Here is a 26,313-nt window from a genome sequence, read left to right as displayed (position 1 = left end):
ACTAGCTCAAGTAGCTCTTCGTCATCAACCATGTCACATTTGTTCATGAACACGATGATGTAAGGAACGCCAACTTGGCGAGAAAGTAGGATGTGCTCACGTGTTTGTGGCATAGGACCATCAGTCGCAGCTACTACTAAAATAGCACCGTCCATTTGAGCAGCACCAGTGATCATGTTTTTAACATAATCGGCGTGACCAGGACAATCTACGTGTGCGTAGTGACGAGTAGGCGTATCGTATTCAACGTGAGACGTTGAAATTGTGATACCGCGCTCGCGCTCTTCTGGAGCGTTGTCGATTGATGCGAAATCTTTAGCAACACCGCCGTATACTTTTGCAAGTACGTTAGTGATTGCTGCAGTTAATGTAGTTTTACCGTGGTCAACGTGGCCAATTGTACCTACGTTAACATGCGGTTTTACGCGTTCAAACTTTGCTTTTGCCATGACGGAACCTATCAGTTTTGTGTATCTATATTACATATGAAAATAATCCACCATAGGTAGATTAAGTTGATTTTTTCAAATTTCAAATAGTTTTTTTCTGACAGATAAAGGAAGCGCTTAAGGAGGTTCTTAAAACTGGTGCTGATAGGCAGAGTCGAACTGCCGACCTCACCCTTACCAAGGGTGCGCTCTACCAACTGAGCTATATCAGCATCACCATAAACTGGAGCGGGCAGCGGGAATCGAACCCGCATCATCAGCTTGGAAGGCTGAGGTAATAGCCATTATACGATGCCCGCGTTAGGAACCTGTTCTTAAAATACCTCTAACCGTCAAGAATAAAGTGGTGGAGGGAGCTGGATTCGAACCAGCGAAGGCTGAGCCGTCAGATTTACAGTCTGATCCCTTTGGCCGCTCGGGAACCCCTCCACGATAATTCTTTACTAATGCACTTTCGGTAAAAAGGAAAGTGGTGCCGACTAACCGAGTCGAACGGTTGACCTACTGATTACAAGTCAGTTGCTCTACCAGCTGAGCTAAGTCGGCACTGCTTTAGTACGGGGCGAGATATTAGAGTAAGCTTTATTGGGATGCAACTATAAAATTAAAATAAATGAGAATTTATTGTTTAAATGCTCACAATTCAGGCAAAAACCGGCTTTTTTATAATTTATTGCTATTTTCATCTAATTCATACCAATAATTTAAGCCTTTAATAACCAGCATAGGATCAAAAATACTCTCTTTGAATTGCTGTTGTAATAACGAACCATAACCACCGGCAAAAATAATTTGCGTATTTTTATCATTTAAATAAGGTTTAGCTTGGTTAATTGCTCCTATGGTGGCAACCAAGGCACCATTTTTTAAACCATTTGGGGTGTTTATTCCCAGTTGATTAGTAAATGGCGTATTTTCATCATCAAAAACGCGCTGGGTATTTTGCGTTAACGAGCGGGTCATTAAATCAAGGCCAGGTAAAATCCAGCCACCTAAGTGCTGCCCGTCACTATTGAGTACATCAATTGTGGTAGCAGTACCGGCATCAACAACTATGCAGGCCTTATTTGGATACAAGGTAAAGCTTGCAATAAGTGCCAGCCATCTATCTATACCTAAATTATTAAAGTGCTCGTAAGCACAGGTGAGCCCGCCTAGCGTTTTAGTTACTTTAGCTTCAAAGCAGCTAATACTATTAAAGGCGGCTTGCGCTAAAATGGTGTTAAGTAGTTCACTGCGCCCTACGCAAGCATAAATAACGTGTGTAATTGCACGCCAAGGTAAATTATTTAAATCACATGCTTGAACTTGCTCGTTTTGCCACAGCTTAGCTTTAAGTGAAGTATTGCCTACATCAATGAGTAATTTCATAGTTGCGCCTTTCTGAGCGAAATTTCGCCGCCGTAATAGCTTTTTACTTCACCATCTTGGCGAATACGAATTCCGCCTTGTGAGTCTATTCCCTCACATATTCCGCGCCAACTACGATGTCCGGTATTTAGCTCTACACATTCACCAGCAAATGCATTTAAAGCATTCCATTGCTGATGCATGCTCTGTAAACCGCTTTCACTATACTGCTCTAAACGCTGCTCTAAATAATAAGTAAGCGAGGCAACCAACTGATTTTTATTAAGCTGCTGCGTATGTTGACTTAAATCAGTCCATGCTTGATCAATGTGCTGACTAAAGCTCTCTGGCATTTGTAAGTTAATACCTATGCCTATAACTAACTGACAAGGACCTTGCGGTTGCGCGTCGAGCTCAACTAATACGCCAGCGAGCTTTTGTTTATTGAGGTAAATATCGTTAGGCCATTTTAGCTCTACTTCTATGTTGTATAGCGCTTTAATAGCATCATATACAGCTAAGCCAACCACTATAGATACGCCCATAGCGGCTTGTATGCCATCATCTAAGCGCCAAAAGTAACTATAATATAAGTTGGCTCCAAATGGCGACTGCCAAACCCGGCCCCGACGCCCACGCCCCAACTGCTGCATTTCGGCCACAATAACAGTACCCGATTCAAGCTCAGTTTTTGCTTGTATGCGGCGCATTAGCTCACTATTAGTGGAGTCTATTATGGGGTGTACTTCTACTTTGGCGGTAGTTGCACCTAACGCTTGATAGTGTTGTTGTATTTGCGCTTGGTTTAACAGTCCGACTTGGCTATTTAAGCTGTAACCTTTACCAGTTACCTTAAAAATATCTAAGCCCATTTCTTGTAAGCTTTTAATATGCTTACTAATAGCTGCGCGGCTAATACCCAGTTGCTCGCCTAATACCTGCCCTGAAATAAAACCACCTTGATTGAGGGCATTTAAAATGGCGAGTTTATTCCCATCGGGTGCTTTCATGGCGTTGGCTCCGCTGTAATATGGCATTCACTACTGTTATTAATTAAGCGTACTTCGTGCTCTAACATAATGTTGTAACGAGAAAATACGCTGTGTTGAATATGTTTAATCATCGCAATTAAATCGCTTCCTTGGCTTTGGCCGTAATTTACTAGCACTAGGGCTTGTTGTTTATGTACCTCAATACCTGCAATGCGGTAGCCTTTTAAACCCGCTTGCTCTATTAGCCAACCCGCAGCCACTTTATGGTGCTTTGCACCGTGTTTATAATGCGGTAAATCTGCAAAGGTAGTTAATAAAGCAGCTAAACATTGATTAGTAATAATGGGGTTTTTAAAAAAACTACCTGCATTAGGTAAGGTATAAGGATTGGGCAATTTGCTGTTACGTGTTGCTATTACTTGCTCAAATACCGCTTGTGGCGTAACGGCTGCAAGTTGCTGCAGCGGTCCATAACTCAATACCGGCTGCCACCCTTTAGGCAAGGCTAAATGCACAGTAGTGATCACCGCTTTATTTTTTAACGCGTGTTTAAAAATAGAATCGCGATAGCCAAATTCACATTGCGCATTATTTAAGGTATTAAAGGCTTTGTTTGCTATATCAAAATACTCAACCGACTCTACAAATTTAGCCAATTCAACTCCGTAGGCACCAATATTTTGCACCGGCGCAGCACCCACAGTACCGGGAATAAGCGCTAGGTTTTCAAGCCCGGGAATGTTTTTAGTCAACAGCTCGCTGACTAGTTGATGCCAGTTTTCGCCAGCGGCCACGCTAATTAAGTAATCGTTTGCGCGCTCTTTTATTTGTACACCTTGAGTTGCCATTTTAATAACAGTACCGGTGTAATCATTTAAAAATACCGTATTACTGCCCTCGCCTAATAGGCAAAATGGAGGCTTAAAGCTTTGCGTTTTAAGCTGCTCTAGGTTATTAATTTTAACAAATTGTTGGCATTGGCTGGTTAATGCAAATGTATGTAACGTTTGTAATGAGTGCGCCACAAAGCTCTCTAAATATACCGGTAACTAATCGCGTTAGTTTAACGCATTGTCGCAAATAGCGCATCTGAATGTAAAAATTGCTCAACCCGCCTCGCCAATCATGATATAAAACCAACACTTATTTATTTGTGTTCAGGGTAATTATGAAAATCACACCTCTTTTTTTAAGCCTAGCTATGGCTGGTATGTGCTCACAAGCAATGGCCAATGCTATTGATCAAAACTCGTATGCTAATCTTAATGACGTTATTACTACGCATTTAAACCTTGATTTAGATGTCGACTTTGCCGACAAGCAATTAGAAGGTTTTGTTGAGCACACCCTAGAATGGCAAAATAACAACAGTAAAACTCTAGTGCTCGATACTCGCGATTTAGATATTGATAAAGTAATGTATCAAACGCAAAACGGCACATGGCATAAAGCTAAATTTAGTTTAGCAACACGCGATGATGTTAAAGGCTCAAAATTAACTATTACTTTTAAAAGCCAAGCGCCAAAAGTACGTATTTACTATAATAGCCGCCCTGAAGCGTCTGGCCTACAATGGTTAACACCAGAGCAAACAGCCAGCAAAACACACCCGTTTATGTACAGCCAATCGCAAGCAATTCATGCACGTAGCTGGATCCCAGTACAAGACACGCCAGCAATGCGAGTAACGTACTCGGCGCGCATTCATACTCCTAAAGATATACGTGCGGTAATGAGTGCCGACAATAAAGACGCACTTTATAAAGATGGCGACTACATTTTTGATATGCCACAAGCTATTTCGCCTTACTTAATTGCTATTGGCGCAGGTAATTTAGAATTTAAAGCAATGTCGCATCAAACCGGTATTTTTGCTGAGCCAACTATTTTAGATGCTTCAGTTGCCGAATTTAACGACACCCAAGCGATGATCGATAAAACTAACGCACTTTACGGCGATTATGCATGGGGTCGTTACGACTTACTTATGTTACCGCCAAGTTTTCCGTTTGGTGGCATGGAAAACCCACGCCTTTCGTTTATTACCCCAACCGTGGTTGCAGGCGATAAAAGCTTAGTAAATCTAATTGCACATGAGCTTGCTCATTCTTGGTCTGGTAACTTAGTTACCAATGCAACCTGGGAAGATTTATGGTTAAACGAAGGTTTTACCTCGTACGTTGAAAACCGCATTATGGAAGAAGTATTTGGTCGTGACCGCGCAGTAATGGAACAAGCCCTTGATGCAGCAGGTATTCGCGCGCAAATTAAAACGCTTGATGCGCCAGACACGCGCCTTAACTTAAAGCTTAATGGCCGCGATCCTGATGATGCGTTTAGCTCTGTACCTTATACCAAAGGGCAATTATTCTTAATTTACCTAGAAGAAAAATATGGCCGCGATAAGTTTGACGCCTTTGTAAAAACTTACTTTAACGAATTTGCCTTTAAATCTTTAACCACCGCACAATTTGTTACTTACCTAAAAGCTAACTTAATTGATAAGTACCCTGGTATTGTGAGCATGGATAAAGTAAATGAATGGATTTTTGCGCCAGGTTTACCAAGCGATACACCTAATCCAACATCAGATGCTTTTGATAAAGTAGATACAGCAACAGCTACTTGGTTAAATGGCGATATCACAGCAGCGCAATTGCCTACAGCTAATTGGTCGGTGCATGAATGGTTGCACTTTTTAAATAACTTACCGCGCGATTTAAGCCAAACACATATGAGCGAGCTTGATACTGCGTATAACTTAACGCAATCAACTAACGCTGAACGTGCCTTTGCTTGGTTTATGCTAGCGGTAGGTAATGGATACCAGCCAATTTATCCGGCGCTTGATAAGCACTTAACCAGTATTGGTCGTCGCAAGCTAATTGTCCCGCTTTATAAGTCACTTATTGATAACGGCAAAAAAGACTGGGCACAAAGCGTGTACTTAAAAGCACGCCCGGGTTATCACCCACTAGCACATGGCACTATAGACGCATTATTTGAATAAATTATTCAAATAATAACGAGCTTAATAAGCGAGTGTTTAAAATACAAAAAGGGCCGACATTCGGCCCTTTTTTAATTGCATAAAAGCTAATTGGTTACTTTTTCTAAAAAGGCTTGTTGTTGAGCTGGGGTTGCTTGTTGCCACCAAAAGTCTAGCATTGCTGCTGCGCTGGGCATGCCCTTACCATTAATAGGTGCAACGAGTTTACTTACTTCGCTGGCGCTTGTTGCCATTGCCGTTGTATTACTAACTTGCTGTACTGGCACAGTGTTTGTAAGCTGGGCATTAGAAATTACACTTAATGGCGCAGCCAGTGCACTTCCTTTTGCTTTTAAGCTTACTTGTGGCGACTGTGCAAATACTTTAGCCGCAACCGCATTTTTGGCACGATTAAACTCTAAAGTATAATCTTTACCCGCTTCAATAGTTACATTTACCCAAAATGGTTCAGACTCTACCACTTCGTGATCGTCGTAACCTAGGTCATACAAGTCAGTATATTTAAGCTTTAATTTATAACTACCCGGTGCTAGCTCTATGTCGTCAACACGGCTAAATATCGAGCTTTCAATAATACGCTCACCAACTTGCAGAGGTACAAACTCTTCTGGAAAGTGAATATTTTCTGCCATGCTCGACACACTAAACAATAGCGCTGCGGCACTACCTAATAATATTGATTTACGCATATTTTCTCCTTTATTTGATTTCAGTTTGACACTGCTTGTAAAGTTTGTCATTAGTGGAGCTTACTTTAATCATACTTAATTAGGGGCCATATAATGAGCCAAGAGACTATTTTTACTAAAATAATTAATCGTGAGATCCCAGCTGATATTATTTATGAAGATGAGCATACTCTCGCCTTTAAAGATATAAACCCTCAGGCGCCATTTCACGCACTTATTATCCCCAAAAAGGCAATTGCTACTATTAACGATGTAACGCCTGAAAACTCGCATTTAGTAGGTAATTTATATGTAGTAGCGGCTAAATTAGCCAAGCAACTAAACTTTGCCGACGATGGCTACCGAGTGGTCATGAATTGCAATGAACATGGTGGCCAAACCGTATATCATATTCATTTACATATGCTTGCAGGTAAAGAGATGGGCTGGCCTCCTTATCAAAACACCAAAAAAGTGGCGCTATAAACAGCTATTTATTTTATACAATTAGTTATAAGCTTTTTAGGTTGTTTTATTTTGTAATCGCAATCAATAAATAATTACTTATTTGCAACATTTTATGTTTAAATAATCATAATATCGTACTTGCTTTTTGCGTTACAACGCGACTTTCTAATACAAAAGGTGTGGAGGTCGTGGTAAACTTAATCATAAGCTTTATAAAAGAGTAAAAATAATATGAGCAGTTCAGCCTTTTTGTTATTAGATGAAGAGCCCATTAACACTATTGGTATTAACGTTTTAGAACCTTTGTTAAAAACGCAAGGTATTAGCGTAACCACAGGCACCAATATTTTAGATGTGCCTGTAGGAACACGACTTTTGTTTATCGAAACATCGAGCAAAGATGCGTGGGGAAAATTAAAAGAGCAACTGGTTAATTTACGGATTAAATGCGATATCGTATTATTTAATTTGGATGAAAACCCAGAGCTTGCTAATCGTGCCTTACTTAGCGGAATTCGTGGTGTATTTTACACCACAGATAACGCCGATGTATTGATGAAAGGTATTCGCTTACTACTTGAAGATCAACTTTGGTATCGCAGAGATATAATGTGTAATGCATTAAATCGTATGTTGCAGTTTAATAAAGATGCACTGCATAAGCTTACCGAAGGCGATATTGAGCCAGTTAAACTTACCAAGCGCGAAAAAGCCATAATTTCATTAATGAGTAATGGCTCAAAAAATAAAGAAATTGCTGAAGAGCTAAGCATTAGCCCACACACAGTTAAAACTCATTTATACAGCGCATTTAGAAAAACAAAATGTCGTAACCGTATTGAGCTACTATCGTGGGCACAGCAGCATATTCCAGACGAAATACGTTAATTTAAACTTTAGTTTAAACACAAAACAGGCACATACGTGTCTGTTTTTGTATCTGGGCAAGCTTAATCAGCAAACTCAAACTTTAAATAATAAGTCGCTCCCCAGCAAATAAAATATACGTTTTAATTTCAATACAGCTCAATGTGTTAAACAATATATTGAGCTATTTTCGGTTAAGTAATTATTGTTATACTTTTAATCTAATAACACGCTATTGGTGCCTCAATGCTCGACTCTTTTACCCTATATTTTGCCAGTATCGCCGTTATGGTTGTAATGACCCTGCTAAATTTTTTAACCTGGCGCACCAATAAACACACTCCAGGCACTCTGCTTTATATTTTTTATCCTGTTTTATTGCTCGGCGTTATTATTGGCTTTACTCTGATCGGGCGAGTCCCTGAACTTGTCGCCATTAGCATTGCCAATATATTGATGTTTGCGGCCTCAATTGTGCATTGCCTTGCTATTAGCCAGTTTTTAGATTATCGCGGTATTGGCTTTAAACTTGTTTGTTCATTTACTGCTTTTAGCAGCGTAATGCTGGGTTATTACAGCTTTTTGTCGCCATCTATTCAAGATAGGCTGTTTATATCTGATATACAGCATATAGCTGAAGCTGCATTTTTACTGTTTATATTTATAAAGTATGCACGTAAGCCCTACCCCAACGGCAGCATTGTTTATATTATAATTTTAACTTTAGTTGCCGTAAGCTTTATTGCCCGCTCGATATTTATGCAAAAAATTGAGCAACATGACACCCTATTAAGCCCTTGGTTTAGCTCGTTACTTTTTTTAAACGGGGTTATAGCACCTATGTTTTATGCCGCTGGCATGGCACTGTTGTGTAATGAGCGCAGAGAGCAGCATCTTAATAAGCTCACTAAAAAAGCCCGTAAAGATCTAGAAATACGTGGGTTGTTTTTATCAACTATCAGCCACGAAATTCGCACCCCTTTAAACGGCATTTTAGGCAGTGCTCAGTTAGTTATGAACCAAACAAGTGATGCTCGCAATAAAGCCTATTGCGAGGCAATTATTAACTCTGCCGAATCCCTTAATTTACTGGTTGATAAAGTACTCGACTACGCCAGCCTTGATCAAAGCGACGAAGCTCTTTACGAAGAAGATATTGAGTTTAAAACTTGGATACAAAATTTATGCTTATTACTAAGCCCTCTGGCAGAGCAAAAGCAACTTAAGTTTGAGCTACTTTGCAATATACCCGATCAAGCCTGTTACTACTGCGATCAGCAAAAACTCAGGCAAATTATTATTAACCTTGTGGGTAACGCAATTAAATTTACCGACCAAGGTAGCGTTAAAATTCAAATTGATCTAATCACTGAAAAACAACTTGAACACACTATTAAAATAAGCGTAAAAGACTCAGGCCCCGGCATCGAGAATGACGAAATAGCCTACCTAACCGAACCCTATGTGCAAAGTAACGCCGGAAAAGAAAAAGGCGGTACAGGCCTTGGTTTAGCAATAACCAGCCGCTTACTCGAAAAACTGCATAGCAAGTTAGAAATAGCCAGTAGCCTAGGGAGTGGCAGCGTGTTTAGCTTTGATATTACGTGTGCGCTGGGCGAACTCAGCCTAGTAGCGCAACGTCATCAAAGTAAAGATTATTTAACCGGTTTAAAGGTGTTGTTAGTAGAGGATTTAGATTTAAATCAAAAAATAGCCGTAGAATTTATGGCCGACGACGAACATAAAATTAAGTTAGCAAAAGACGGTAAAACTGCAATAGAGTTAATGCAAGCGCATCATTTTGATGTAGTGCTGCTCGATATGAACCTACCTGATTTGACCGGCCAACAAGTACTTAAAACATTGGCTAAAATTGAGCATAAAAACCAGCGTACTCCCGTACTAGCCTTTACTGCAAGCTTAAGCCCTAGTGAGGTAAAAGAGTACTTAGCGCTGGGTATAAAAGACATTGTAGGTAAACCTATTAAACACCAAAAATTGCGCCAAGCACTAAGCGATTCACAGTCAACTAAAACGGCTACTGTAGCTGTAGATTTGGTTGATACTTTATATGACGCAAGCGCTAGCGAAACGCTTACCAGCTCTTTTAGTATTGATGAAGTGTCGTCTATTTATAACGAGTTTGTGCTCTCTACCCGCAGTAAACTAAATCACTGCCAAGCGCTCGTAGAACAACAGCCCGAGCAATGCATTAAATTATTACATCGCCAAGCCAATACCGCACTACAGCTGGGCTTTAACCGTTATGGTTTAGCGCTGAAAAAAATAGAGCGTCGTATGCTTGATAAAAAGCCGCTAAAAAACGCCATCAATGAAGCGCTCGACCTTTGGCAGCAAAGTTTAGAAGAGTATTTAAGGTGTGTACGCAAAGGGCTGCAGTAAAGCGTTGTTAGTTTCTGCCATATTTATCATCAAACCGTTCAATGTCGCTTTCATCTAAAATAGTGCCTGTTTGTACCTCAATTACTATTAACGGTGTATTTTTATTATTAGCCAAACTATGAATTTGCTTAGCGGCAATATAACAAGACTGATCTGCACTGAGTGTTAGTGCTTGCTTATCAATGCATACATCGGCAACCCCAGATACAACTACCCAATGCTCGGCACGATATTGATGGCGCTGCGTAGAGAGCTTAGCGCCGCTGTTTACGGTTATTTTTTTAACCTTAAATCCACTGCTTTCTACCAAGGTACGATAATTTCCCCACGGCCGATAAACAACTTGGTGGTGGGTTAACTTGTCAGTTTGCGTAAGCGCTACTTTTTTGAGTAATAACGGCAGTGCATCAAGCTCATTTTGATTCGCAATAAGTGTGGCATCGTGGGTATGAATAACAGCTAAATTACTTACCCCTAACGTGGCAATAGTATGATCGGTTTCGCTTATTATTAGATTGTTTTTACTGTTTTGCGCTACATAGTTAGTATTTAAGTTATTGCCTTGCGGATCTTTTTTTAGCAACTTAGCAAGTGATGAAAAACCACCTACGTCACTCCAGTTTAAGGCAACAGGCATGACAACTACGTTATCACTGCGCTCTAAAATAGCATAATCTATGGAGTCACTCGGGCAAGCTTCGAGCGTTTTTGCACTGGGCCGTGTAAAGCCTAAGTCCTGACTAAAATTGGCGGCGTTAGCCACACAATTGGCAATTTTAGGTGCAAAGCGAGCCAACTCTTGTAAATACGCTGCAGCAGTAAACAAAAACATACCGCTATTCCAACTATAACTTCCATCTAACAGGTAGCTTGTTGCGGTGGTTAAGCTGGGTTTTTCTTTAAATTCAGCTACTTCAAAGCAGTCAGTACCGGTAATGGCGCTTCCTTGTTTTATATACCCGTAACCTGTGTGTGGCTCGGTAGGCGTAATAGAAAAGGTAACTAATTTACCTTGCTCAGCTAATATTGTCGCGCCGTGTAACTGCTCGGTGAGTAAGTTAAAATTATTTATATGATGATCCGCTGGCATAACTAACAGTGGCCCTGTTATGCCATTTTGTAGCGCATAATGCGCAGCTAAAGCAATTGCTGGGGCAGTATTTTTACCTGTGGGTTCTAAAAGTAATACGCGCGGATTTGCACTAGCAGCTTGCTCAGCGGCAATAAATCGGTGCTGTTCGTTACACACTAAAATAGCTCGATTGAATACCCTACCGGTTACCCGTGTTAGGGTATTTTGTAATAACGACTGCCCAGTAGGTTCAGCATCGAGTAAGGGTAAAAACTGTTTTGGCATTGCTTGGCGCGACAACGGCCATAAACGAGAGCCAATGCCGCCCGCTAAAATAACTGGAGTGATTAAAGAGTTGTTCATAGTGCTGCCGCCAATAAATATCAGCGGCTATTTTAACACTTAATTAGCCGCTGGCTAATTTAAGCTGCTTTATACTAAGTTAAAAGCATCCGCATCTAAATGCGCCGGAAATTTAGCCTTAAAGTCATTTAATGGTGCTTTGTGCAAAGTAATGGTTATTAGCGCTTGGCTATTATCTGCAGCTTTTACTAAAGCATCACCTTTAAAGTCATATACCGCTGTGCCACCATTGTGAGCAACACCATTGGCATCATCACCAATGCGATTTACCCCAACCACATAACATACATTTTCCATCGCTCGCGCCATTAATAATGTATCCCAAACATGGCGTCGCACTGCGGGCCAATTAGCAATATTAATCATTACATCGTAATCGTTGTTATTGCGCTGAAATACCGGAAAGCGTAGGTCGTAGCACACTTGTGGTAATAGCTTAAAGCCATTAATAGTAAACACTTTGCGCGCTTGTCCTGCTACTACAAAGTCGCCTTCGTTGCCTAAACAAAACAAATGACGCTTATCGTAAAAGTCTACTTCTCCATTGGGCTGCACCCAATAAAACCGGTTGGCCTTTTTACTGCCTTGCGTAACAAATACTGAGCCTGCAATTACTGCATTATGTTTATGCGCTTGCGCCTTTAACCAGGTAAGTACTTTGCCGTTTTCAGGCTCAGCGCAATCTAAGTTTATTGCAAAGCCTGTGGCAAAGGTTTCGGGCAGTAAAATCAAGTCTGACTGCTGAGTCACTGCATCTAGCTGCTTATTAAACATAGCTAAATTAGCGTCTTTATCGAGCCAGTGTAGTGAGCTTTGCAATAATGTAAGTGTTAAAGTTGACATAGTTTTGTGCCGCCCTCTTTTAAGTTTTTAGTGTTTTTAGCTAAACCAACTTAATTGTTATTAGAGTTTGATAAAACATACCTTATGCTGGTAGCTTAGTTATTAACACTCTATATCCTTAATTGTGGTTTTGCACGCAAAGCGGTGCTACCATCACTTAAGATAGAAGTTTAGCCGTCTAAATACAATTAACTGATGCTCGTTTGTGAGGAATATATGCAAAACAACAATACCGCTATTTCGCAACTTATTGAAGCTGGGAAGTGGGTTAGCCAAAAAGAGTGGATACCCGCAACCGGTGGGAATTTTTCAGCAAGAACTGAGTCGGGCTTTGTAATAACAGCTAGTGGCCAAGATAAAGGCAAGTTGACCAATGAGCAATTTTTACAGCTAGATCTACAAGGCAAGCCTTTGGCAGGAACAAAAAAACGCTCAGCCGAAACACAACTGCACTTGAGCTTGTATCAGCTAATTCCCGAAGCGCAATGTGTACTGCACACGCATTCTGTTGCGGCTACCGTGCTTTCGCAAATAACAAAAAGTCATAAACTCGATTTAACTGGCTACGAAATGCAAAAAGCTTTAACCGGTTTTACCTCGCATTTAGAAACCCTAAGCATTCCTATTTTTAATAACGACCAAGACATAGACCATTTAAGTTTATTGGTAAGCGACCATCATTTACACACTCCTATTGAACACGGAGTGCTTATACGTGGCCATGGTTTATATGCTGTAGGGCGAAATATTGATGAAGTTCGTCGTCATTTAGAAGTGCTGGAATTTTTATTTAGCTGTGAATTAGAGCGTTTAAAAATTACCGGCATTCAAGCAAATAATAAATAAATAAATAAAATTAAGGCCCATTGTTATATTACGTAACAATGGGCCTTAATTAATGACCTAATAAATATTGAGTGCATAAAAAAGCAGCTTAGTTTAGTGCGCTTAAGCACTCATATATTTAATGCTCACTGTGTTATTTATAATTTTCGTAAATTTTATCTAATGGCTCTGAAAGACCACTTTCTTGAACTATACGCACATGTTCACGTTTTAACTCTCGCGCACTAGATACGCCGCACGAGTGCGCGATTAAGCCCGCTCCATAGTGCACATACTTATTATAGTTTGCCACACGCTGTGCTTTGTCTGCCACATTTAAGCCACGTTGCAGGCGCTTGTCGTGCGTGGTGATCCCTGTAGGGCAAGTGTCTTTATTACATTGCATTGCTTGAATACACCCTAGTGCAAACATATGGCCGCGAGCAGATACAACAAAATCAGCCCCCAGTGCTAATGCCCATGCAACTTTAGAGGGTACGATTAACTTACCTGAGGCAATAACCTTTACTCGCTCTCTGAGCCCATGTTTTTCTAACAAGTTAATTACTAATGGCAAGCTTTCTCGCAGTGGTAAGCCCACTGAATCTAATAATGACTGTGGTGCGGCGCCTGTGCCACCGTCTGCACTATCAATAGTAATAAAGTCGGGCGCTGACTCAACACCGCGATGATTTATTTCAGCGAAAAGAGTTTCTAACCAAGTATACTCACCAATTACCGCTTTAAAGCCGGTTGGTTTACCGGTTGCGTTACGTACGGTTGCCAACATATCAAGAATATCTGACGGCTTTTTAATTTCAAGATGGCCATTAGGGCTAATTGAATCTTGCCCTTCGGGAATACCGCGTATTTTTGCAATTTCAGCGTTAACTTTTCGCCCTGGTAACATACCGCCTTTACCTGGTTTAGCGCCTTGGCTTAGCTTTATTTCAAACATTTTTACTTGTTCGTGAGCTGCTATTTCTTTTAATTTAGCAGTGCTTAAATTGCCATTATCGTCGCGCACACCGTATTTAGCAGTACCAATTTGAAATACAATATCTCCCCCGCCTTCTAAATGATACGGGCTTAAACCGCCTTCACCGGTATTATACCAACAGCCAGCAAGCTTAGCTCCTTTAGATAAAGCACGTACTGCAGGTTTTGACAAAGCACCAAAACTCATACCTGAAATATTAAATATTGAATTAGTGGTGTAAGGTGTTTTACAGTAAGGGCCTAAAGTCACATTACTAGGATCGAGCGCTTCTTCATCTAAAGTAGGAAATGCACAGTTCATAAACATCACTGTACCGGTTACTTCAAGGCTTTGAGTCGAGCCAAACGCAGCAGTATGATCAACATCTTTTGCAGCGCGATATACCCAACTACGTTCAGCACGATTAAACGGCATTTCTTCTCTATCAAGTGCGAAAAAGTACTGGCGGAAAAATTCTCCTTGGCGCTCAAAAAAATATCGAAACCGACCAATTACCGGATAGTTGCGCCTAATTGCATGCTTTGTTTGGGTTATATCTCTAAAATAAAAAATAATAACCGATAAAACTATAAACCCTAATACAACAATAAAAAGGCTCGCAAATACATTAATACTTAGAACTATAAAATTGTTCACTCAAAACCCCTCTGCAGTACTTTTTCGCCAATAAATGAAAATGGCTTCAATAGACAAATGCGCATATCACTTATTATAGATGATATGCGCATTTTATTAATTTATAACCCTAGGGTCTGTTGACCTTTGCGGATTGAAATTTGTTCAAACTAGGGGCGATTTAATCACGGCGCGAGGTTTGTAACCTAGTGGGCTCGATAACTGCTCCTGCGTTATTCTACTGGCTTACATCCATGTAAGAATAAGTAAAAACCGAGCAAAGCTTCCGCGTCCTGCTCACGCCCCTTACCTACATCCATGTAGGCAACAAAGAGTCAATCGCCCCTAGGCAGAACCCTTCGGGCAGCGCATGTTTGCCATTGATGCTACGTTATCGCCTATTTATGGGGAGTAACCACACCACATAGGCTCTGCCTTGCCTAAATACCAAACACACTGCTGCAAATTTAACCTTGAAAGATAAACAGACCCTAATATAAGCCATTACGATTGATGCGGATTAATTAAATATCCTGTTTAGCTAGTTCGTTTTTAATATACAAACGAATTTGCTGCTCAAGTACAGATAACGGTACTGAACCATGGCGTAGCACTTGATGATGGAACTCTCGCACATCAAATTTTTGGCCAAGGGCCTGCTCCGCTTCTTTACGTAAGCGCTTAATAGTTAATTCTCCAATTTTATACGATAACGCCTGCGCAGGCCATGAAATATAACGATCTGTTTCAGTTTTAACGTTGTGCAACGACAAAGCAGTGTTATCGCCCATAAAGTTCATCGCGCGTTCACGGCTCCAGCCATACATATGCATTCCCGTATCAACAACTAAACGTGCAGCGCGCCACATTTCATAGGTTAAACGTCCGAAACGGCTATATGGATCTTGATAAAACCCAGCTTCTATTCCTAAGTACTCAGAATAAAGCCCCCACCCCTCGCCAAATGCTGATAAATAAGCATCACGACGATAACTCGGCAAGTTTTCTAGCTCAGCATTAAGTGATATTTGTAAATGGTGCCCTGGTACAGCTTCATGCAGCGTTAACGCCTCTAGCGCGTAAAGAGGTCGCTTATCTAGCGCATAAGTGTTTACCCAGTAATAACCAGCTTGATCGTCGCGGTTCGAACCCGAGTAACGCCCTGTAGTATATTTAGGAGCAATATTGGTGGGAACAGCCACTACGCCATAAGGTTTGCGCGGCAAGGTATGAAATAATCTAGGCAGTTGCGCATCCATTTTTTTAGCAATATAAGCAGCTTCTTTTAGTAACTGCTCTGGAGTAGTTGCGTAGAACTGCGGATCAGTACGTAAAAAGTGGATAAATTCAGCGAACGTGCCTTTAAAACCAACTTCTTTTATTACCTCTTCCATTTCGCTACGAATACGTGCCACTTCTTTTAGGCCCAACTCATGAATTTCTTTTGGGGTCATATCTGTAGTGGTGTAATGCTTGGCGCGATTAGCATAAAAAGCAGCCCCATTAGGCGTTGCCGAAATACCAATACTGTCTCGAGCACCTGCTTGATACTCTTCAGTAAAAAAGGTGAGGTAATCTTTATATGCTGCTATTACTTGTTCTTTAATTATTGTTTTAGCTTGGAGTTGCAGCTCATAAAATTCGCTGCTACTTAAGCCTGCAGTATTCGTTAAAAATGGCTGATAAAATTCAGATTGTGTTACATCATCAACAATATAAACACTAATTGAATCTTCATAACCTTTAAGTACAGCTTTAGGCTGCGTTAACCCTATTGCTAAACCTTGTTTCATCCAATAAACATTTTGCTCAAAAAAGCGTGGTACCTGAGCTAATCGCGCTAAATAATTTTTATAATCTTGTAACGTTTTATATTGTGAACTTTTAACCATAAACGACAAGCTTGAATGAAACCCATATTCAGATGTAAGCGGCATATAGTGGGCATTAAATACATACTCATCCACGCTATTTTGCACTTGAGCACGCAAAATACTAAAGTTAATCCGATTTTCATCACTTAACTTATCAATGTTTACCGTATCTAAATCGGCAAGTAGCTGGGTATTTTTTTTATATTCTTGCGCTAAATACTCGGCAGTTAAGTTAGGTAGTAAGTAGCCATCTACACCCTGAGGATTATTATTATAAGGGCTAGCATCTTGTCTATTTTGCACAATGTTTTCGGCAACTTGAGTAAATTGCTTATCGGCATTAAGTGAGGTTGTTTGGCATGCACTTAAGGTGCATAAAAAAGTAATTCCCAGTAGCGAGTGGCGTAATGGTCGAGATAAAAGTTGATTCATTATTATATAGCTTCACAATTAAATAGATTTTGTAAACCTATCGCAGGCTAAATAAATAGCAAGATAAATACGACCAAGCACGCAAAAACTAATACGACTGATATAAGCAGGTTGGTATTTAATAACCAGTAATAAAACATGCTTTTGAATGAAACAAAAAGTAATTGATGATAAAAGCAGCCATTATGTTGCTAAAGTTACAATTTAGATAACTAACTGTCGTTTTTACTTTTAAATAACCGATATAATGATTATGGTACAAGTGCTTGGATGCGAAACGCTTCATTGGATGAGTTTATAAATTAATACGCATATGTATTTAGTTGGTATTTGCAAATGATGTTCCATGACTCTATGGCTGTAGCACAAGATAAAATGACAAAAGTGTGTGTATTTTTAGAGCGCCATGTTTTGCCACCTACACCACTTAATTATCAGGTTGTTTATACTTATATTAGCCAAGTAAACAACGACCTTAATAGCGCCATTGAGCGCGCTATTGCAAGTAACACTCTTATTGACAGTTTATTTACCGAGCAACTCTATTTTGAGCATTTAAATCAAGGCCATGCCACTGAAGTGTCGATGATAGAGAATGTTAATGGGGTAATTAACTCGCTGTCTAAAAGCGCACAACACACTGAAAAACAATTTATTAATTTTGCCGGCCATATTAGCGAGTGTATGCATTCGCTTGATGAAAATAACATTAAAAATAGCCGGATCGCACTTACAAGGCTAGATCAGCAAACAGCAACACTGTTAACGCAACACAAACAGTTTAAACAACAATTAAGTAATGCTAAACAACTCCACGAAAAAACTAAAAAGCAGCTTAACACCCTGCGTAAACAACATATTATTGATAGTCAAACTGGCTTGTATAAACGCCATTATTTAACCAAGCAAGTGCAAATATGGGCAAATCAACATAAACCGGTTTGTGCTATTGCTATTCAAATAGACAATTTAGATCACTTTATTGATAACTTTGGCGATGTAATCGCAGAAGCAATTTTAAGCAAAGTGGCTAAACAAGTACAAAAATATGTGTTTCAAAGCGGCCTAGCGGGGCGTACTGCAAAAGATCAATTTACTGTGCTACTTACCGACGTAGATTGTGAAACAACCAATTTAATTGCAGAAAAAGTACGCGCTGGTGTTGCAAAGCTGCGCTTTATCAGCTCAAAAAACGCGCTGGCATTACCTGCAATTAAGCTCTCTTTGGGGATTGCACAGCAACAACAAGCTGACTTTGAGCAATTAACTAAAAGTGCTTCTAATGCGGCATTTAAAGCACGCTCTTTAGGGCAAAATAGCTTTACTGCGGAGCATTAATTAGCTGATAAATCATATTCAAATTGCACCTTCAGGGCACAATCAAGTACACTAGTCTTCATTACCACAATAGAGATTAATGATGAGCGAAACACCACAAAAGACCACGCATTTTGGCTATAAAACGGTAGCCGAAAACGATAAAGCCTCAATGGTTGCAGACGTATTTCATTCAGTTGCGGCAAAATATGACGTAATGAATGACTTAATGTCTTTTGGGGTACATCGTTTATGGAAACGTCAAACAATAGCCAGCTCTGGCGTTCGTAAAGGCCACCATGTTTTAGATTTAGCCGGTGGTACGGGCGATTTAACTGCAAAATTTAGCCAACTAGTCGGAGAAACCGGTCAGGTTATACTCGGTGATATTAACTCGTCTATGTTAAAAGTGGGCCGTGAAAAACTCCATAATTTAGGCTTAGTTGGCAATATTGACTACGTGCAAATGAACGCTGAAGCCTTACCATTCCCAGATAATAGCTTTGATCTGATCACTATTGCATTTGGTTTACGTAATGTAACCGACAAAGACAAAGCATTACGCTCAATGTACCGCATTTTAAAACCAGGCGGGCGCTTACTGGTATTAGAGTTTTCAAAGCCAGAGCATGAAATACTCAGTAAGGCATACGACTTTTATTCATTTAACTTATTACCAACTATGGGTAAGTTAGTGGCAAACGACAGCGAATCGTACAAGTATTTAGCTGAGTCGATTCGTATGCATCCAGATCAATACACGCTTAAAAGCATGATGTCTGATGCAGGCTTTGAGCAAACCACTTATCAAAACTTAACCGGTGGTATTGTTGCGCTGCATCGTGGCTTTAAGTACTAAGGTAAATAATTATGGCGCTTGAGCAAGCAACCGAAAAAAATTCTACTGAGGCTCCCTCAACTGATTTTTTTATGTTACCCAACTTAGTACTTTCGCTCGTGGAGCGAATACTTAATCAAGCACTTAAACTCGATACAAGCCTATCGGGAAAGTTGGCAGCAGTTAAGCATCAGCGCTTAGTCGTTGATGTTAGGGGCTCTCAGCTAAAGCTGCTGCTAGTGTTTAGCGACAAGCAACTTCATTTATATAGCGCAACCAGTGATACAGACGCAGATTGCATGATTAGCGCCGACCTTAACACCCTGCTTGCGCTAAAAAACCCAGCCATGCTTACCCAGCTAATTCGCCAAGACAAACTTGATTTACAAGGCGATTTAAACATAGCTCAAACCTATAGCAATGCATTTTCAACACTAGATATAGATTGGCCTGAGCAGCTTTCATCGCACCTTGGTGATGCTCCCGCACAGCAATTATATTTACACTTCAAAACGCTCCAGCAACACGGCAATAAAGCAAAAACGCAGTTAAGCCGCACCCTAACAAGCTTATGCCAAGATGAATTGGCAATTACCATTCATCCGTTAGAGCTTAAACAATTTAAACAACAAAACCGTGAGCTTAAAGGCCAAGTTGCTGCTATAGAACAACGTATTAATGCCTTACTAACCACTTTGACTACCCGCTAAGGATTTTTTGTGTCAACTGCACGACTGTATTACATCACTAAAACACTGCTTAGCTACGGATTAGATGAGTTAGTGCCAAAACATAAAATCCCTTGGTTTGCGAAAATAGCCCGAGGTAGTTTATTTTGGCTGCGTAATCAGCATAAAGATAAGCCCGCCGGGCTGCGATTACGTTTAGCCCTACAACAGCTTGGCCCAGTATGGGTTAAGTTTGGCCAAATGCTTTCTACGCGTCGTGACTTACTGCCGCACGAAATTGCATTAGAGCTGGCATTTTTGCAAGATCAGGTTGAACCTTTTCCCGGCGAACTTGCACAAAAAATAATAGAAAAAGCTCTCGAAATTAATGACATAAGCGAGCGTTTTAGTGAGTTTTCACAAACACCACTGGCGTCGGCATCAATAGCACAAGTACATACCGCAACGTTAGTTGACACAAATGGTATAGAGCAAGATGTAGTTATTAAAGTAATCCGCCCTAACATTAATCAACAAATTAACGCCGACTTAGCCTTAATGGAAAAGCTCGCTAAGGTGTTAGCAAAAGTACACCACGAGTCAAAACGTCTGCGTCCTGTGGAAGTAGTAAAAGAGTACAAAAAGACTCTACTTGATGAACTTGATTTAATGCGCGAAGGTGCAAACGGCATTCAACTTAAACGTAACTTTGAAGACTCAGATTCGCTTTACATCCCTACCGTTTATAGCGATTACAGCCGCCATAATATATTAGTAATGGAGCGTATTTATGGTATTGCGGTATCAGATACTGATGCTTTATTAGCGCAAAACACCAATATGAAACTACTGGCTGAGCGTGGCGTTGAAGTGTTTTTTACCCAAGTGTTCAGAGACAGCTTTTTTCATGCTGACATGCACCCAGGTAATATTTTTGTTTCTCGTGAGCACCCCGAAAACCCTAAATATATTGGTATAGATTGCGGTATTGTGGGCACCTTAAACAAAGAAGATAAACGCTATTTAGCGGAAAACTTTATAGCCTTTTTTAATCGTGATTATCGCCAAGTTGCGCAGTTGCATGTGGACTCGGGTTGGGTACCGCCCGACACCAGTATTGAAGAGTTTGAATTTGCTATTCGCACTGTCTGCGAGCCTATATTTAATAAGCCTTTAGCTGAAATTTCGTTTGGTCATGTATTGGTTAATTTATTTAATACTGCAAGGCGCTTTAATATGCAGGTACAACCACAATTGGTATTACTGCAAAAAACCTTACTGTATGTTGAAGGTTTAGGCCGCCAGCTTTATCCACAATTAGATTTATGGAAAACCGCTAAGCCCTTTTTAGAAGACTGGGTTAAGCAACAAGTTGGTCCGTTATCGGTTATAAAGCAAATGTATGCACAATTACCCTTTTGGGCCGAAAAAATGCCAGAGCTGCCCGATCTAATTTATCAAAGCTTAAAACGCCCACCACAAATTCAAGTACAGGCTCCGAAGGGATCTCATAAACCTTTGGTTTTAGGTTTGTTTAGCAGTGCGGCTATGGTTATTGCTGCATTATTTTATTTACAGCACGATTTAATTGCTGCAAGTATCGCTATAAGTAGCGCTATTATTGGTTTTATAGCAGCATGGCGTAGCACATAAACTAAGTGCTATTTACGTTTTTAGGCGTATAATTAGTATTTAAAATATACACTTTATAATTATGAAAACGGGAGATAAACATGGGATTTGGCGGTATTAGTCTTTGGCAGTTATTGATTGTATTAGCAATTATTGTACTTTTGTTTGGCACTAAAAAATTACGCGGTATTGGTGGTGATTTAGGTGGAGCAGTTAAAGGCTTTAAAAAAGCAATGTCTGACGAAAAAAATACAGATAAAGAAAAGCCAGAGCAGATTCAAAAATCAGAAGAAAGTGCACCGCTTGATTCTGCCCATACTGAAAAAAATAAAGACAATAACAAGGTTTAATTAGCATGGGGATGTGGGAGCTAATTGTTGTTTTAATTGTTGGTTTAGTGGTGCTTGGTCCAGAGCGTTTACCTGTAGCAATTAGAACGGTAAGCCGATGGATAAAAACTGCAAAGTCGCTTGCTAACTCAGTGAAAGCTGAAGTGAGCGAAGAGTTGCGTGTGCACGAATTACACGAAAACCTTAAAAAAGCGGAGCAACAAAACTTAACCGATTTAAGTCCTGAACTACAAAGTTCACTAACTGAACTACAACAGGCCGCTCAGTCTGTGACCCACAGTTATAAAAAAAATCAAATCGATCCCTCTAATAAGCAAAATATTGATGATACAAAGTGAAATTAATTTCTCATTTTGTGGTCAACTTACTAAATGGTATAAAAAATAATGGCTGAGGAAGTAAAATCGGGGTTTGTCGCGCATTTAATTGAATTACGCGATCGGCTGATTAAATCACTATTAAGCATTTTAGTTATTTTTATTGCAATAGTGTATTTTGCAAACGACATTTATACATTTGTTGCAGCCCCATTAATTTCACATTTGCCAAGCACTGCAACCATGATAGCAACTGATGTCACAGCGCCATTTTTTGCCCCTTTTAAACTAACGTTATTTGTCGCATTATTTGCCTCTATTCCGTGGATATTACACCAGGTTTGGGGTTTTATAGCTCCGGGATTGTATAAGCACGAAAAACGCATGTTAATGCCAATACTCGCCTCAAGCATCTTTTTGTTTTATGGTGGTATTGCCTTTTGCTACTTTGTAGTACTGCCAATTATTTTAGGCTTTTTTACCAGTGCGGGTCCTGCAATGCTCACCTTAGCACCGGATATTAGTAGCTACTTAGGGTTTGTACTAAAACTATTTTTTGCCTTTGGTGTCGCTTTTGAAATTCCAGTAGCCATTATGCTGCTGTGCTGGAGCGGCGCTACAACAACGCAAAGCTTAAAAGAAAAACGTCCCTATATTGTAGTGGGTGTTTTTGTAGTAGCGATGTTTTTAACACCGCCCGATGTATTGTCACAAACTTTATTAGCGCTACCTATGCTTATTTTGTTTGAGCTAGGCCTAATTTTAGCTAAATTTTATACCGCTAAACCACAACAAGAACCTGAGGAATAACATGAACAAAAAACTACTCTCACTATTAGTTTTGTTAAGCGCACCGACTTTTGCAGCCACAGCTATTAACGAGCAAGCACTGCAAGCATGTAGCTTTATTGAAAACGACTTTAACCGCCTGCTTTGTTACGATAATACGGTTGCCGGTAAACCGCTGAGCAAGCCTACTGTAAATAAAACACTCTCACCAACAAATACAGAAGCCACCGCACCTGTTGCTGTAGCGGTAACACAAGCAGAAGAGTTTGGTTTAGAGCATAAAAATATTGCGAAAGAAAATGACAGCTCTATTAGCTCAACTGTATCAGCCATTAAAGAAGCAGCTTATGGTGAGTTAATTATTACTCTAGAAAACGGCCAACAATGGCGCCAAATTGGATCTGACGGCATAACGCTAAAAGAAGATGACAACGTGGTTATTAGTCGTGGTGTATTTAATTCTTTTTTATTAAAAAAAGAAGGTCAAAACCGCTCTATACGCGTTAAACGTACTCAATAATGCCATACAGCTTAATTGATGCTGGGGTTAATTTAACTAACCATCAGTTTGATAAACAGCATCAAGATATTATTGCCCGCGCTAATGCTGCGGGAGTAAAGCATATGCTGATTATAGGCTGCGATGTAGCAGCCAGTGAGCAGTCGCTTGAGCTGGCTATAGAGCATCAGCAATTTTCTACAGCAGGCGTACATCCTCACGATGCTAAATCGGCTACTGATGAGCTTGAGACACAACTCACTCAACTTGCAAGCCATAAACAAGTTATAGCCATTGGGGAGTGCGGCCTTGATTATAACCGTGATTTTTCGCCTCGCGATGTACAACGAAGTGTACTTAGACGCCAGCTTGCCCTAGCTGAACAGCTAAACTTACCTGTATATTTGCATGAACGTGATGCCAGCGAAGACATGCTCAGTATTTTAAAAGAATTTAATGTACGCGGCGTATTACATTGCTTTACAGGTAACGCTCAGGCATTAAAAAGCTACTTAGCGTTAGGGCTTTATATCGGCATTACCGGCTGGGTTTGCGATGAACGCCGTGGAAAAGAACTACAACAATTAATCCCCAGTATCCCTCTTAATAAACTGTTAATAGAAACTGATGCGCCTTTTTTGATTCCGCGCACCGTTAGCCCAAAGCCTAAATTTCGCCGTAATGAACCTGCATTATTAACTTATGTGTGCGAAACAATTGCCCAATTATATAACCTTACTCCTGAGGCAATAGCGCAGCAAACTACTCTAAACTTTTATAATGTTTTTGGTTTAAAAGCTAAGTAATGAAAGTTATTGGGGTGTTATTAAGCTTATTAACTATCCTTTTTGCTGGTTTAGCAGCCGCTAATACGATAGAGATAGATGAGCAGTTTACATCTGAAAAAATTAACTCTATTTATTATTCTTTTGCGCCTACATCCATAGCAACCGCCCAGCAGAGCGATCTTAAACAGTGGCAAACGTTAACCAACAAACCACTTAATTTAGGGATTGAACAACGCCCTGTTTGGATCCAATTTATAATTAAAAATACGCTCAATACGCGTGTAACGCCAATACTCTCTATCGATAATCCGCTATTAAATGAAGTACAGGTATATCACTTACTCGATAAGCGACGATCCTCCTCAATAAATATTAATGCTCCTCCTTTACTGCCACAACAACAAATAAAAAACGAACCTTTGCTGGTAAAATTAACGCTTCCTGCCCACAGTAATACCACTGTTATTGTTAAAGTGAGCAATAGCTCAGGGTTACGCGTGCCTTTAACCTTATGGCAGGCAGATGCGCTCTTTACATATAAAAGTAAGCTTAATTTGCTTTACGGATTGTTAATTGGCTTTGTTTTTTCTTTAGCGATTAGCTGTCTTATTTTATATGCTTTTTCGCGTAAGCAATACTTTGCTTACACGGGCGCTATAACATTAATGCTCAGCATCTTATTATATTTTATTTGTGGCTTTAGTTTCATCCACACACGTTCTGCGAGCACAGTACAACTTATGATCCCCATGTTGGTAATGCTGATAACTGTACTTTTCTTACCTCTACAGCAACAGGTATGTCAGCCTAAAACCGTTACATGGTTTAAAGTGCAAAAAATTATAATAGCTATATATGCACTGCTTATTGCGTTTATTTGGCTTTTTCCCACACTTGTTGTCACCTTATTTTGCCTTATTACCACTCCCATTGTTTTAGGCTACTATGTTGTAACAACCTTACTTTGTATTCGCCAAAACCCATCAGAACCCCAAAAAGCACTTTTGCTAGCTTTATGCAGCTTTTTAGCCGCAATTGTTTATTTTATTATTACTGTTTCAGGGCTTTATATATTTACAAACAGTAGAGTGGCTTTTGTGTTTATTTGCTCTCTTAGCTGCGCTTTCTCCCTTGGATATGCGGTAATGAAACTCTTTATTTTACAGCGCGATGAACAAGTAACTACTCAACAAACCTTAATAGCCAAAAGTGCTGCCCAAGATGCCTTATTACATGAGCGGCTATCTTTACAAGAAAGCGTGCGTCAAGAGCTCGAAACACAAGTAGATGAGCGTACTTTTGAGTTACAAGTAACACTAAGAGAACTAGAAGAAAAAAACCGTGAGCTTGAACAGCTAAACATGGAAGATCCCTTAACTGGTATTAAAAACCGGCGCTTTTTTGATAAAAAATTAGTGATGGAGTTGCGCCGCTCGCGTCGCGAACAAACACCATTAAGTGTTATTATGCTTGATATAGACAAATTTAAGGTAATAAACGATACCTATGGCCACCTAACTGGCGATCAGGTTATTCGTACTGCTGCTGATACTATTAAAAAGCAATTACAACGCCCGCTTGATGAAGTAGCACGTTACGGCGGCGAAGAATTTGTGGTGCTATTGCCCAATACCCAAAATGATGGCGCGATAGCCATTGCTGAAAAAATTCGCCACGCTATTGCTACTAATAATGTGCATGTGGCTGGCACTACTATTTCATTTACAATCAGCGCGGGAGTGTATACTAGCGTTGCTGAAGATATAAATAATCCTGAAATTTTTACCGAACGTGCCGACAAAGCACTGTATTTTGCCAAGCAGCATGGTCGTAACCAAGTGATTAATTTTCCAATCCCACAATCCCAAAGTAGGAGCGTATAAA

Annotated in this window: 24 protein-coding genes and 4 tRNA genes; 15 read left to right on the top strand and 13 right to left on the bottom strand. The window is 40.0% G+C overall.

Translation table 11 applies throughout. The features are described from left to right. From I6F41_RS12060 to murB, 8 genes are all read right to left on the bottom strand, one after another. The coding region (locus I6F41_RS12060; RefSeq protein ID WP_197108533.1) for a GTP-binding protein at nucleotides 1-449 on the bottom strand (449 nt) is incomplete at its 3' end. Between the two features lie 136 nt (nucleotides 450-585). Then, nucleotides 586-661: transfer RNA gene (locus tag I6F41_RS12055), tRNA-Thr, on the bottom strand. 12 nt (nucleotides 662-673) lie between these two features. Further along, a tRNA-Gly gene (locus I6F41_RS12050) sits at nucleotides 674-748 on the bottom strand. A gap of 45 nt (nucleotides 749-793) precedes the next feature. Then, a tRNA-Tyr gene (locus tag I6F41_RS12045) sits at nucleotides 794-878 on the bottom strand. A gap of 41 nt (nucleotides 879-919) precedes the next feature. Continuing rightward, a tRNA-Thr gene (locus I6F41_RS12040) sits at nucleotides 920-995 on the bottom strand. 117 nt (nucleotides 996-1,112) lie between these two features. Then, nucleotides 1,113-1,820: a pantothenate kinase gene (locus tag I6F41_RS12035; protein ID WP_197108532.1), complete on the bottom strand. Its 708-nt coding sequence runs from the start codon at nucleotides 1,818-1,820 to the stop codon at nucleotides 1,113-1,115. Next, nucleotides 1,817-2,809, bottom strand: a complete 993-nt coding sequence (gene birA, locus I6F41_RS12030; RefSeq protein WP_179807643.1) for a bifunctional biotin--[acetyl-CoA-carboxylase] ligase/biotin operon repressor BirA — start codon at nucleotides 2,807-2,809, stop codon at nucleotides 1,817-1,819. Before birA ends, I6F41_RS12035 begins: the two co-directional genes overlap by 4 nt. Then, nucleotides 2,806-3,816: a UDP-N-acetylmuramate dehydrogenase gene (gene murB, locus I6F41_RS12025; RefSeq protein ID WP_182684159.1), complete on the bottom strand. Its 1,011-nt coding sequence runs from the start codon at nucleotides 3,814-3,816 to the stop codon at nucleotides 2,806-2,808. Before murB ends, birA begins: the two co-directional genes overlap by 4 nt. 143 nt (nucleotides 3,817-3,959) lie before the next feature. Between murB and I6F41_RS12020 the strand changes: the two genes are divergently transcribed. Continuing rightward, nucleotides 3,960-5,801: a M1 family metallopeptidase gene (locus tag I6F41_RS12020; RefSeq protein WP_011329542.1), complete on the top strand. Its 1,842-nt coding sequence runs from the start codon at nucleotides 3,960-3,962 to the stop codon at nucleotides 5,799-5,801. A gap of 86 nt (nucleotides 5,802-5,887) precedes the next feature. On the opposite strand, the gene I6F41_RS12015 is transcribed toward I6F41_RS12020, so the two are convergent. Continuing rightward, the gene (locus I6F41_RS12015) at nucleotides 5,888-6,490 is read right to left on the bottom strand and encodes a DUF2057 family protein (RefSeq protein WP_182684158.1); all 603 of its coding nucleotides are present in this window, start codon (nucleotides 6,488-6,490) and stop codon (nucleotides 5,888-5,890) included. Nucleotides 6,491-6,583: 93 nt separating this feature from the next. Here I6F41_RS12015 and I6F41_RS12010 point away from each other — a divergent pair, with 93 nt between their 5' ends. From I6F41_RS12010 to I6F41_RS12000, 3 genes are all read left to right on the top strand, one after another. Next, nucleotides 6,584-6,955, top strand: coding sequence for a histidine triad nucleotide-binding protein (locus I6F41_RS12010; protein ID WP_011329544.1), 372 nt, complete (start codon nucleotides 6,584-6,586; stop codon nucleotides 6,953-6,955). Nucleotides 6,956-7,168: 213 nt separating this feature from the next. Continuing rightward, nucleotides 7,169-7,825, top strand: coding sequence for a helix-turn-helix transcriptional regulator (locus I6F41_RS12005; protein ID WP_086994433.1), 657 nt, complete (start codon nucleotides 7,169-7,171; stop codon nucleotides 7,823-7,825). A gap of 225 nt (nucleotides 7,826-8,050) precedes the next feature. Next, the gene (locus I6F41_RS12000; RefSeq protein WP_197108531.1) at nucleotides 8,051-10,207 is read left to right on the top strand and encodes an ATP-binding protein; all 2,157 of its coding nucleotides are present in this window, start codon (nucleotides 8,051-8,053) and stop codon (nucleotides 10,205-10,207) included. 7 nt (nucleotides 10,208-10,214) lie between these two features. Here the strand turns inward: I6F41_RS12000 and I6F41_RS11995 are convergent, their stop codons facing one another. Together I6F41_RS11995 and I6F41_RS11990 are read right to left on the bottom strand one after the other, a co-directional pair. Beyond that, entirely contained in the window at nucleotides 10,215-11,642 is a 1,428-nt protein-coding gene (locus I6F41_RS11995; RefSeq protein WP_182678390.1) for a mannose-1-phosphate guanylyltransferase/mannose-6-phosphate isomerase, read from the bottom strand. Between the two features lie 69 nt (nucleotides 11,643-11,711). Next, nucleotides 11,712-12,485, bottom strand: coding sequence for an amidohydrolase (locus tag I6F41_RS11990; protein WP_086994424.1), 774 nt, complete (start codon nucleotides 12,483-12,485; stop codon nucleotides 11,712-11,714). A gap of 216 nt (nucleotides 12,486-12,701) precedes the next feature. Here I6F41_RS11990 and I6F41_RS11985 point away from each other — a divergent pair, with 216 nt between their 5' ends. Further along, nucleotides 12,702-13,331, top strand: coding sequence for a methylthioribulose 1-phosphate dehydratase (locus I6F41_RS11985; protein ID WP_179807649.1), 630 nt, complete (start codon nucleotides 12,702-12,704; stop codon nucleotides 13,329-13,331). 133 nt (nucleotides 13,332-13,464) lie between these two features. Here the strand turns inward: I6F41_RS11985 and I6F41_RS11980 are convergent, their stop codons facing one another. Next, nucleotides 13,465-14,946 carry an FMN-binding glutamate synthase family protein gene (locus I6F41_RS11980; RefSeq protein ID WP_182684156.1) on the bottom strand — a complete coding sequence of 494 codons (1,482 nt, stop codon included), beginning with the start codon at nucleotides 14,944-14,946 and terminating at the stop codon, nucleotides 13,465-13,467. A gap of 503 nt (nucleotides 14,947-15,449) precedes the next feature. Then, entirely contained in the window at nucleotides 15,450-17,231 is a 1,782-nt protein-coding gene (locus tag I6F41_RS11975; protein ID WP_182684155.1) for a DUF885 domain-containing protein, read from the bottom strand. A 354-nt stretch (nucleotides 17,232-17,585) separates the two neighbouring features. Here I6F41_RS11975 and I6F41_RS11970 point away from each other — a divergent pair, with 354 nt between their 5' ends. From I6F41_RS11970 to I6F41_RS11925, 10 genes are all read left to right on the top strand, one after another. After that, a complete protein-coding gene (locus tag I6F41_RS11970) occupies nucleotides 17,586-18,569 on the top strand; it encodes a GGDEF domain-containing protein (RefSeq protein ID WP_041454617.1) in 984 nt (327 codons plus the stop codon). A gap of 82 nt (nucleotides 18,570-18,651) precedes the next feature. Further along, entirely contained in the window at nucleotides 18,652-19,407 is a 756-nt protein-coding gene (ubiE, locus tag I6F41_RS11965) for a bifunctional demethylmenaquinone methyltransferase/2-methoxy-6-polyprenyl-1,4-benzoquinol methylase UbiE (RefSeq protein WP_197108534.1), read from the top strand. An 11-nt stretch (nucleotides 19,408-19,418) separates the two neighbouring features. Next, on the top strand, nucleotides 19,419-20,096 hold the full coding sequence (locus tag I6F41_RS11960) for a ubiquinone biosynthesis accessory factor UbiJ (protein WP_011329554.1): 678 nt from the start codon (nucleotides 19,419-19,421) through the stop codon (nucleotides 20,094-20,096). Between the two features lie 9 nt (nucleotides 20,097-20,105). Beyond that, nucleotides 20,106-21,707: a ubiquinone biosynthesis regulatory protein kinase UbiB gene (gene ubiB / locus I6F41_RS11955; RefSeq protein WP_011329555.1), complete on the top strand. Its 1,602-nt coding sequence runs from the start codon at nucleotides 20,106-20,108 to the stop codon at nucleotides 21,705-21,707. A gap of 80 nt (nucleotides 21,708-21,787) precedes the next feature. Next, the gene (gene tatA / locus I6F41_RS11950) at nucleotides 21,788-22,036 is read left to right on the top strand and encodes a Sec-independent protein translocase subunit TatA (RefSeq protein WP_008467382.1); all 249 of its coding nucleotides are present in this window, start codon (nucleotides 21,788-21,790) and stop codon (nucleotides 22,034-22,036) included. A 5-nt stretch (nucleotides 22,037-22,041) separates the two neighbouring features. Continuing rightward, nucleotides 22,042-22,374 (top strand): Sec-independent protein translocase protein TatB, encoded by a 333-nt coding sequence (tatB, locus tag I6F41_RS11945; protein ID WP_008467380.1) that lies wholly within the window; start codon nucleotides 22,042-22,044, stop codon nucleotides 22,372-22,374. Between the two features lie 48 nt (nucleotides 22,375-22,422). Beyond that, nucleotides 22,423-23,163 carry a twin-arginine translocase subunit TatC gene (gene tatC / locus I6F41_RS11940; RefSeq protein WP_086994406.1) on the top strand — a complete coding sequence of 247 codons (741 nt, stop codon included), beginning with the start codon at nucleotides 22,423-22,425 and terminating at the stop codon, nucleotides 23,161-23,163. 1 nt (nucleotide 23,164) lies between these two features. Next, nucleotides 23,165-23,662, top strand: a complete 498-nt coding sequence (locus I6F41_RS11935; protein ID WP_011329557.1) for a hypothetical protein — start codon at nucleotides 23,165-23,167, stop codon at nucleotides 23,660-23,662. Beyond that, the gene (locus I6F41_RS11930) at nucleotides 23,662-24,447 is read left to right on the top strand and encodes a TatD family hydrolase (protein ID WP_182684154.1); all 786 of its coding nucleotides are present in this window, start codon (nucleotides 23,662-23,664) and stop codon (nucleotides 24,445-24,447) included. Before I6F41_RS11935 ends, I6F41_RS11930 begins: the two co-directional genes overlap by 1 nt. Further along, nucleotides 24,447-26,312, top strand: a complete 1,866-nt coding sequence (locus I6F41_RS11925) for a sensor domain-containing diguanylate cyclase (protein WP_182684153.1) — start codon at nucleotides 24,447-24,449, stop codon at nucleotides 26,310-26,312. The genes I6F41_RS11930 and I6F41_RS11925 overlap by 1 nt, the downstream gene beginning before the upstream one ends. Nucleotide 26,313 lies beyond the last annotated feature (1 nt).

This window comes from Pseudoalteromonas sp. SCQQ13, from assembly GCF_015864415.1.
GTDB classification, from domain to species: domain Bacteria; phylum Pseudomonadota; class Gammaproteobacteria; order Enterobacterales; family Alteromonadaceae; genus Pseudoalteromonas; species Pseudoalteromonas nigrifaciens.
Note: the sequence above shows the minus strand (reverse complement) of the source record. Positions and strands in the feature narration are given on the sequence as shown.

Excerpts from the sequence above, each read along its gene's own strand:
- I6F41_RS11930 (WP_182684154.1), top strand. The coding sequence starts at position 23,662 with ATGCCATACAGCTTAATTGATGCTGGGGTTAATTTAACTAACCATCAG.
- I6F41_RS11935 (WP_011329557.1), top strand. The coding sequence starts at position 23,165 with ATGAACAAAAAACTACTCTCACTATTAGTTTTGTTAAGCGCACCGACT.
- I6F41_RS12035 (WP_197108532.1), bottom strand. The coding sequence starts at position 1,820 with ATGAAATTACTCATTGATGTAGGCAATACTTCACTTAAAGCTAAGCTG.
- I6F41_RS11990 (WP_086994424.1), bottom strand. The coding sequence starts at position 12,485 with ATGTCAACTTTAACACTTACATTATTGCAAAGCTCACTACACTGGCTC.
- I6F41_RS12015 (WP_182684158.1), bottom strand. The coding sequence starts at position 6,490 with ATGCGTAAATCAATATTATTAGGTAGTGCCGCAGCGCTATTGTTTAGT.
- I6F41_RS11960 (WP_011329554.1), top strand. The coding sequence starts at position 19,419 with ATGGCGCTTGAGCAAGCAACCGAAAAAAATTCTACTGAGGCTCCCTCA.
- I6F41_RS11970 (WP_041454617.1), top strand. The coding sequence starts at position 17,586 with ATGGCTGTAGCACAAGATAAAATGACAAAAGTGTGTGTATTTTTAGAG.
- I6F41_RS12020 (WP_011329542.1), top strand. The coding sequence starts at position 3,960 with ATGAAAATCACACCTCTTTTTTTAAGCCTAGCTATGGCTGGTATGTGC.
- I6F41_RS12005 (WP_086994433.1), top strand. The coding sequence starts at position 7,169 with ATGAGCAGTTCAGCCTTTTTGTTATTAGATGAAGAGCCCATTAACACT.
- I6F41_RS12010 (WP_011329544.1), top strand. The coding sequence starts at position 6,584 with ATGAGCCAAGAGACTATTTTTACTAAAATAATTAATCGTGAGATCCCA.
- I6F41_RS11975 (WP_182684155.1), bottom strand. The coding sequence starts at position 17,231 with ATGAATCAACTTTTATCTCGACCATTACGCCACTCGCTACTGGGAATT.
- I6F41_RS12000 (WP_197108531.1), top strand. The coding sequence starts at position 8,051 with ATGCTCGACTCTTTTACCCTATATTTTGCCAGTATCGCCGTTATGGTT.
- tatC (WP_086994406.1), top strand. The coding sequence starts at position 22,423 with ATGGCTGAGGAAGTAAAATCGGGGTTTGTCGCGCATTTAATTGAATTA.
- tatB (WP_008467380.1), top strand. The coding sequence starts at position 22,042 with ATGGGGATGTGGGAGCTAATTGTTGTTTTAATTGTTGGTTTAGTGGTG.
- I6F41_RS11995 (WP_182678390.1), bottom strand. The coding sequence starts at position 11,642 with ATGAACAACTCTTTAATCACTCCAGTTATTTTAGCGGGCGGCATTGGC.
- I6F41_RS11925 (WP_182684153.1), top strand. The coding sequence starts at position 24,447 with ATGAAAGTTATTGGGGTGTTATTAAGCTTATTAACTATCCTTTTTGCT.
- ubiE (WP_197108534.1), top strand. The coding sequence starts at position 18,652 with ATGAGCGAAACACCACAAAAGACCACGCATTTTGGCTATAAAACGGTA.
- birA (WP_179807643.1), bottom strand. The coding sequence starts at position 2,809 with ATGAAAGCACCCGATGGGAATAAACTCGCCATTTTAAATGCCCTCAAT.
- tatA (WP_008467382.1), top strand. The coding sequence starts at position 21,788 with ATGGGATTTGGCGGTATTAGTCTTTGGCAGTTATTGATTGTATTAGCA.
- I6F41_RS11985 (WP_179807649.1), top strand. The coding sequence starts at position 12,702 with ATGCAAAACAACAATACCGCTATTTCGCAACTTATTGAAGCTGGGAAG.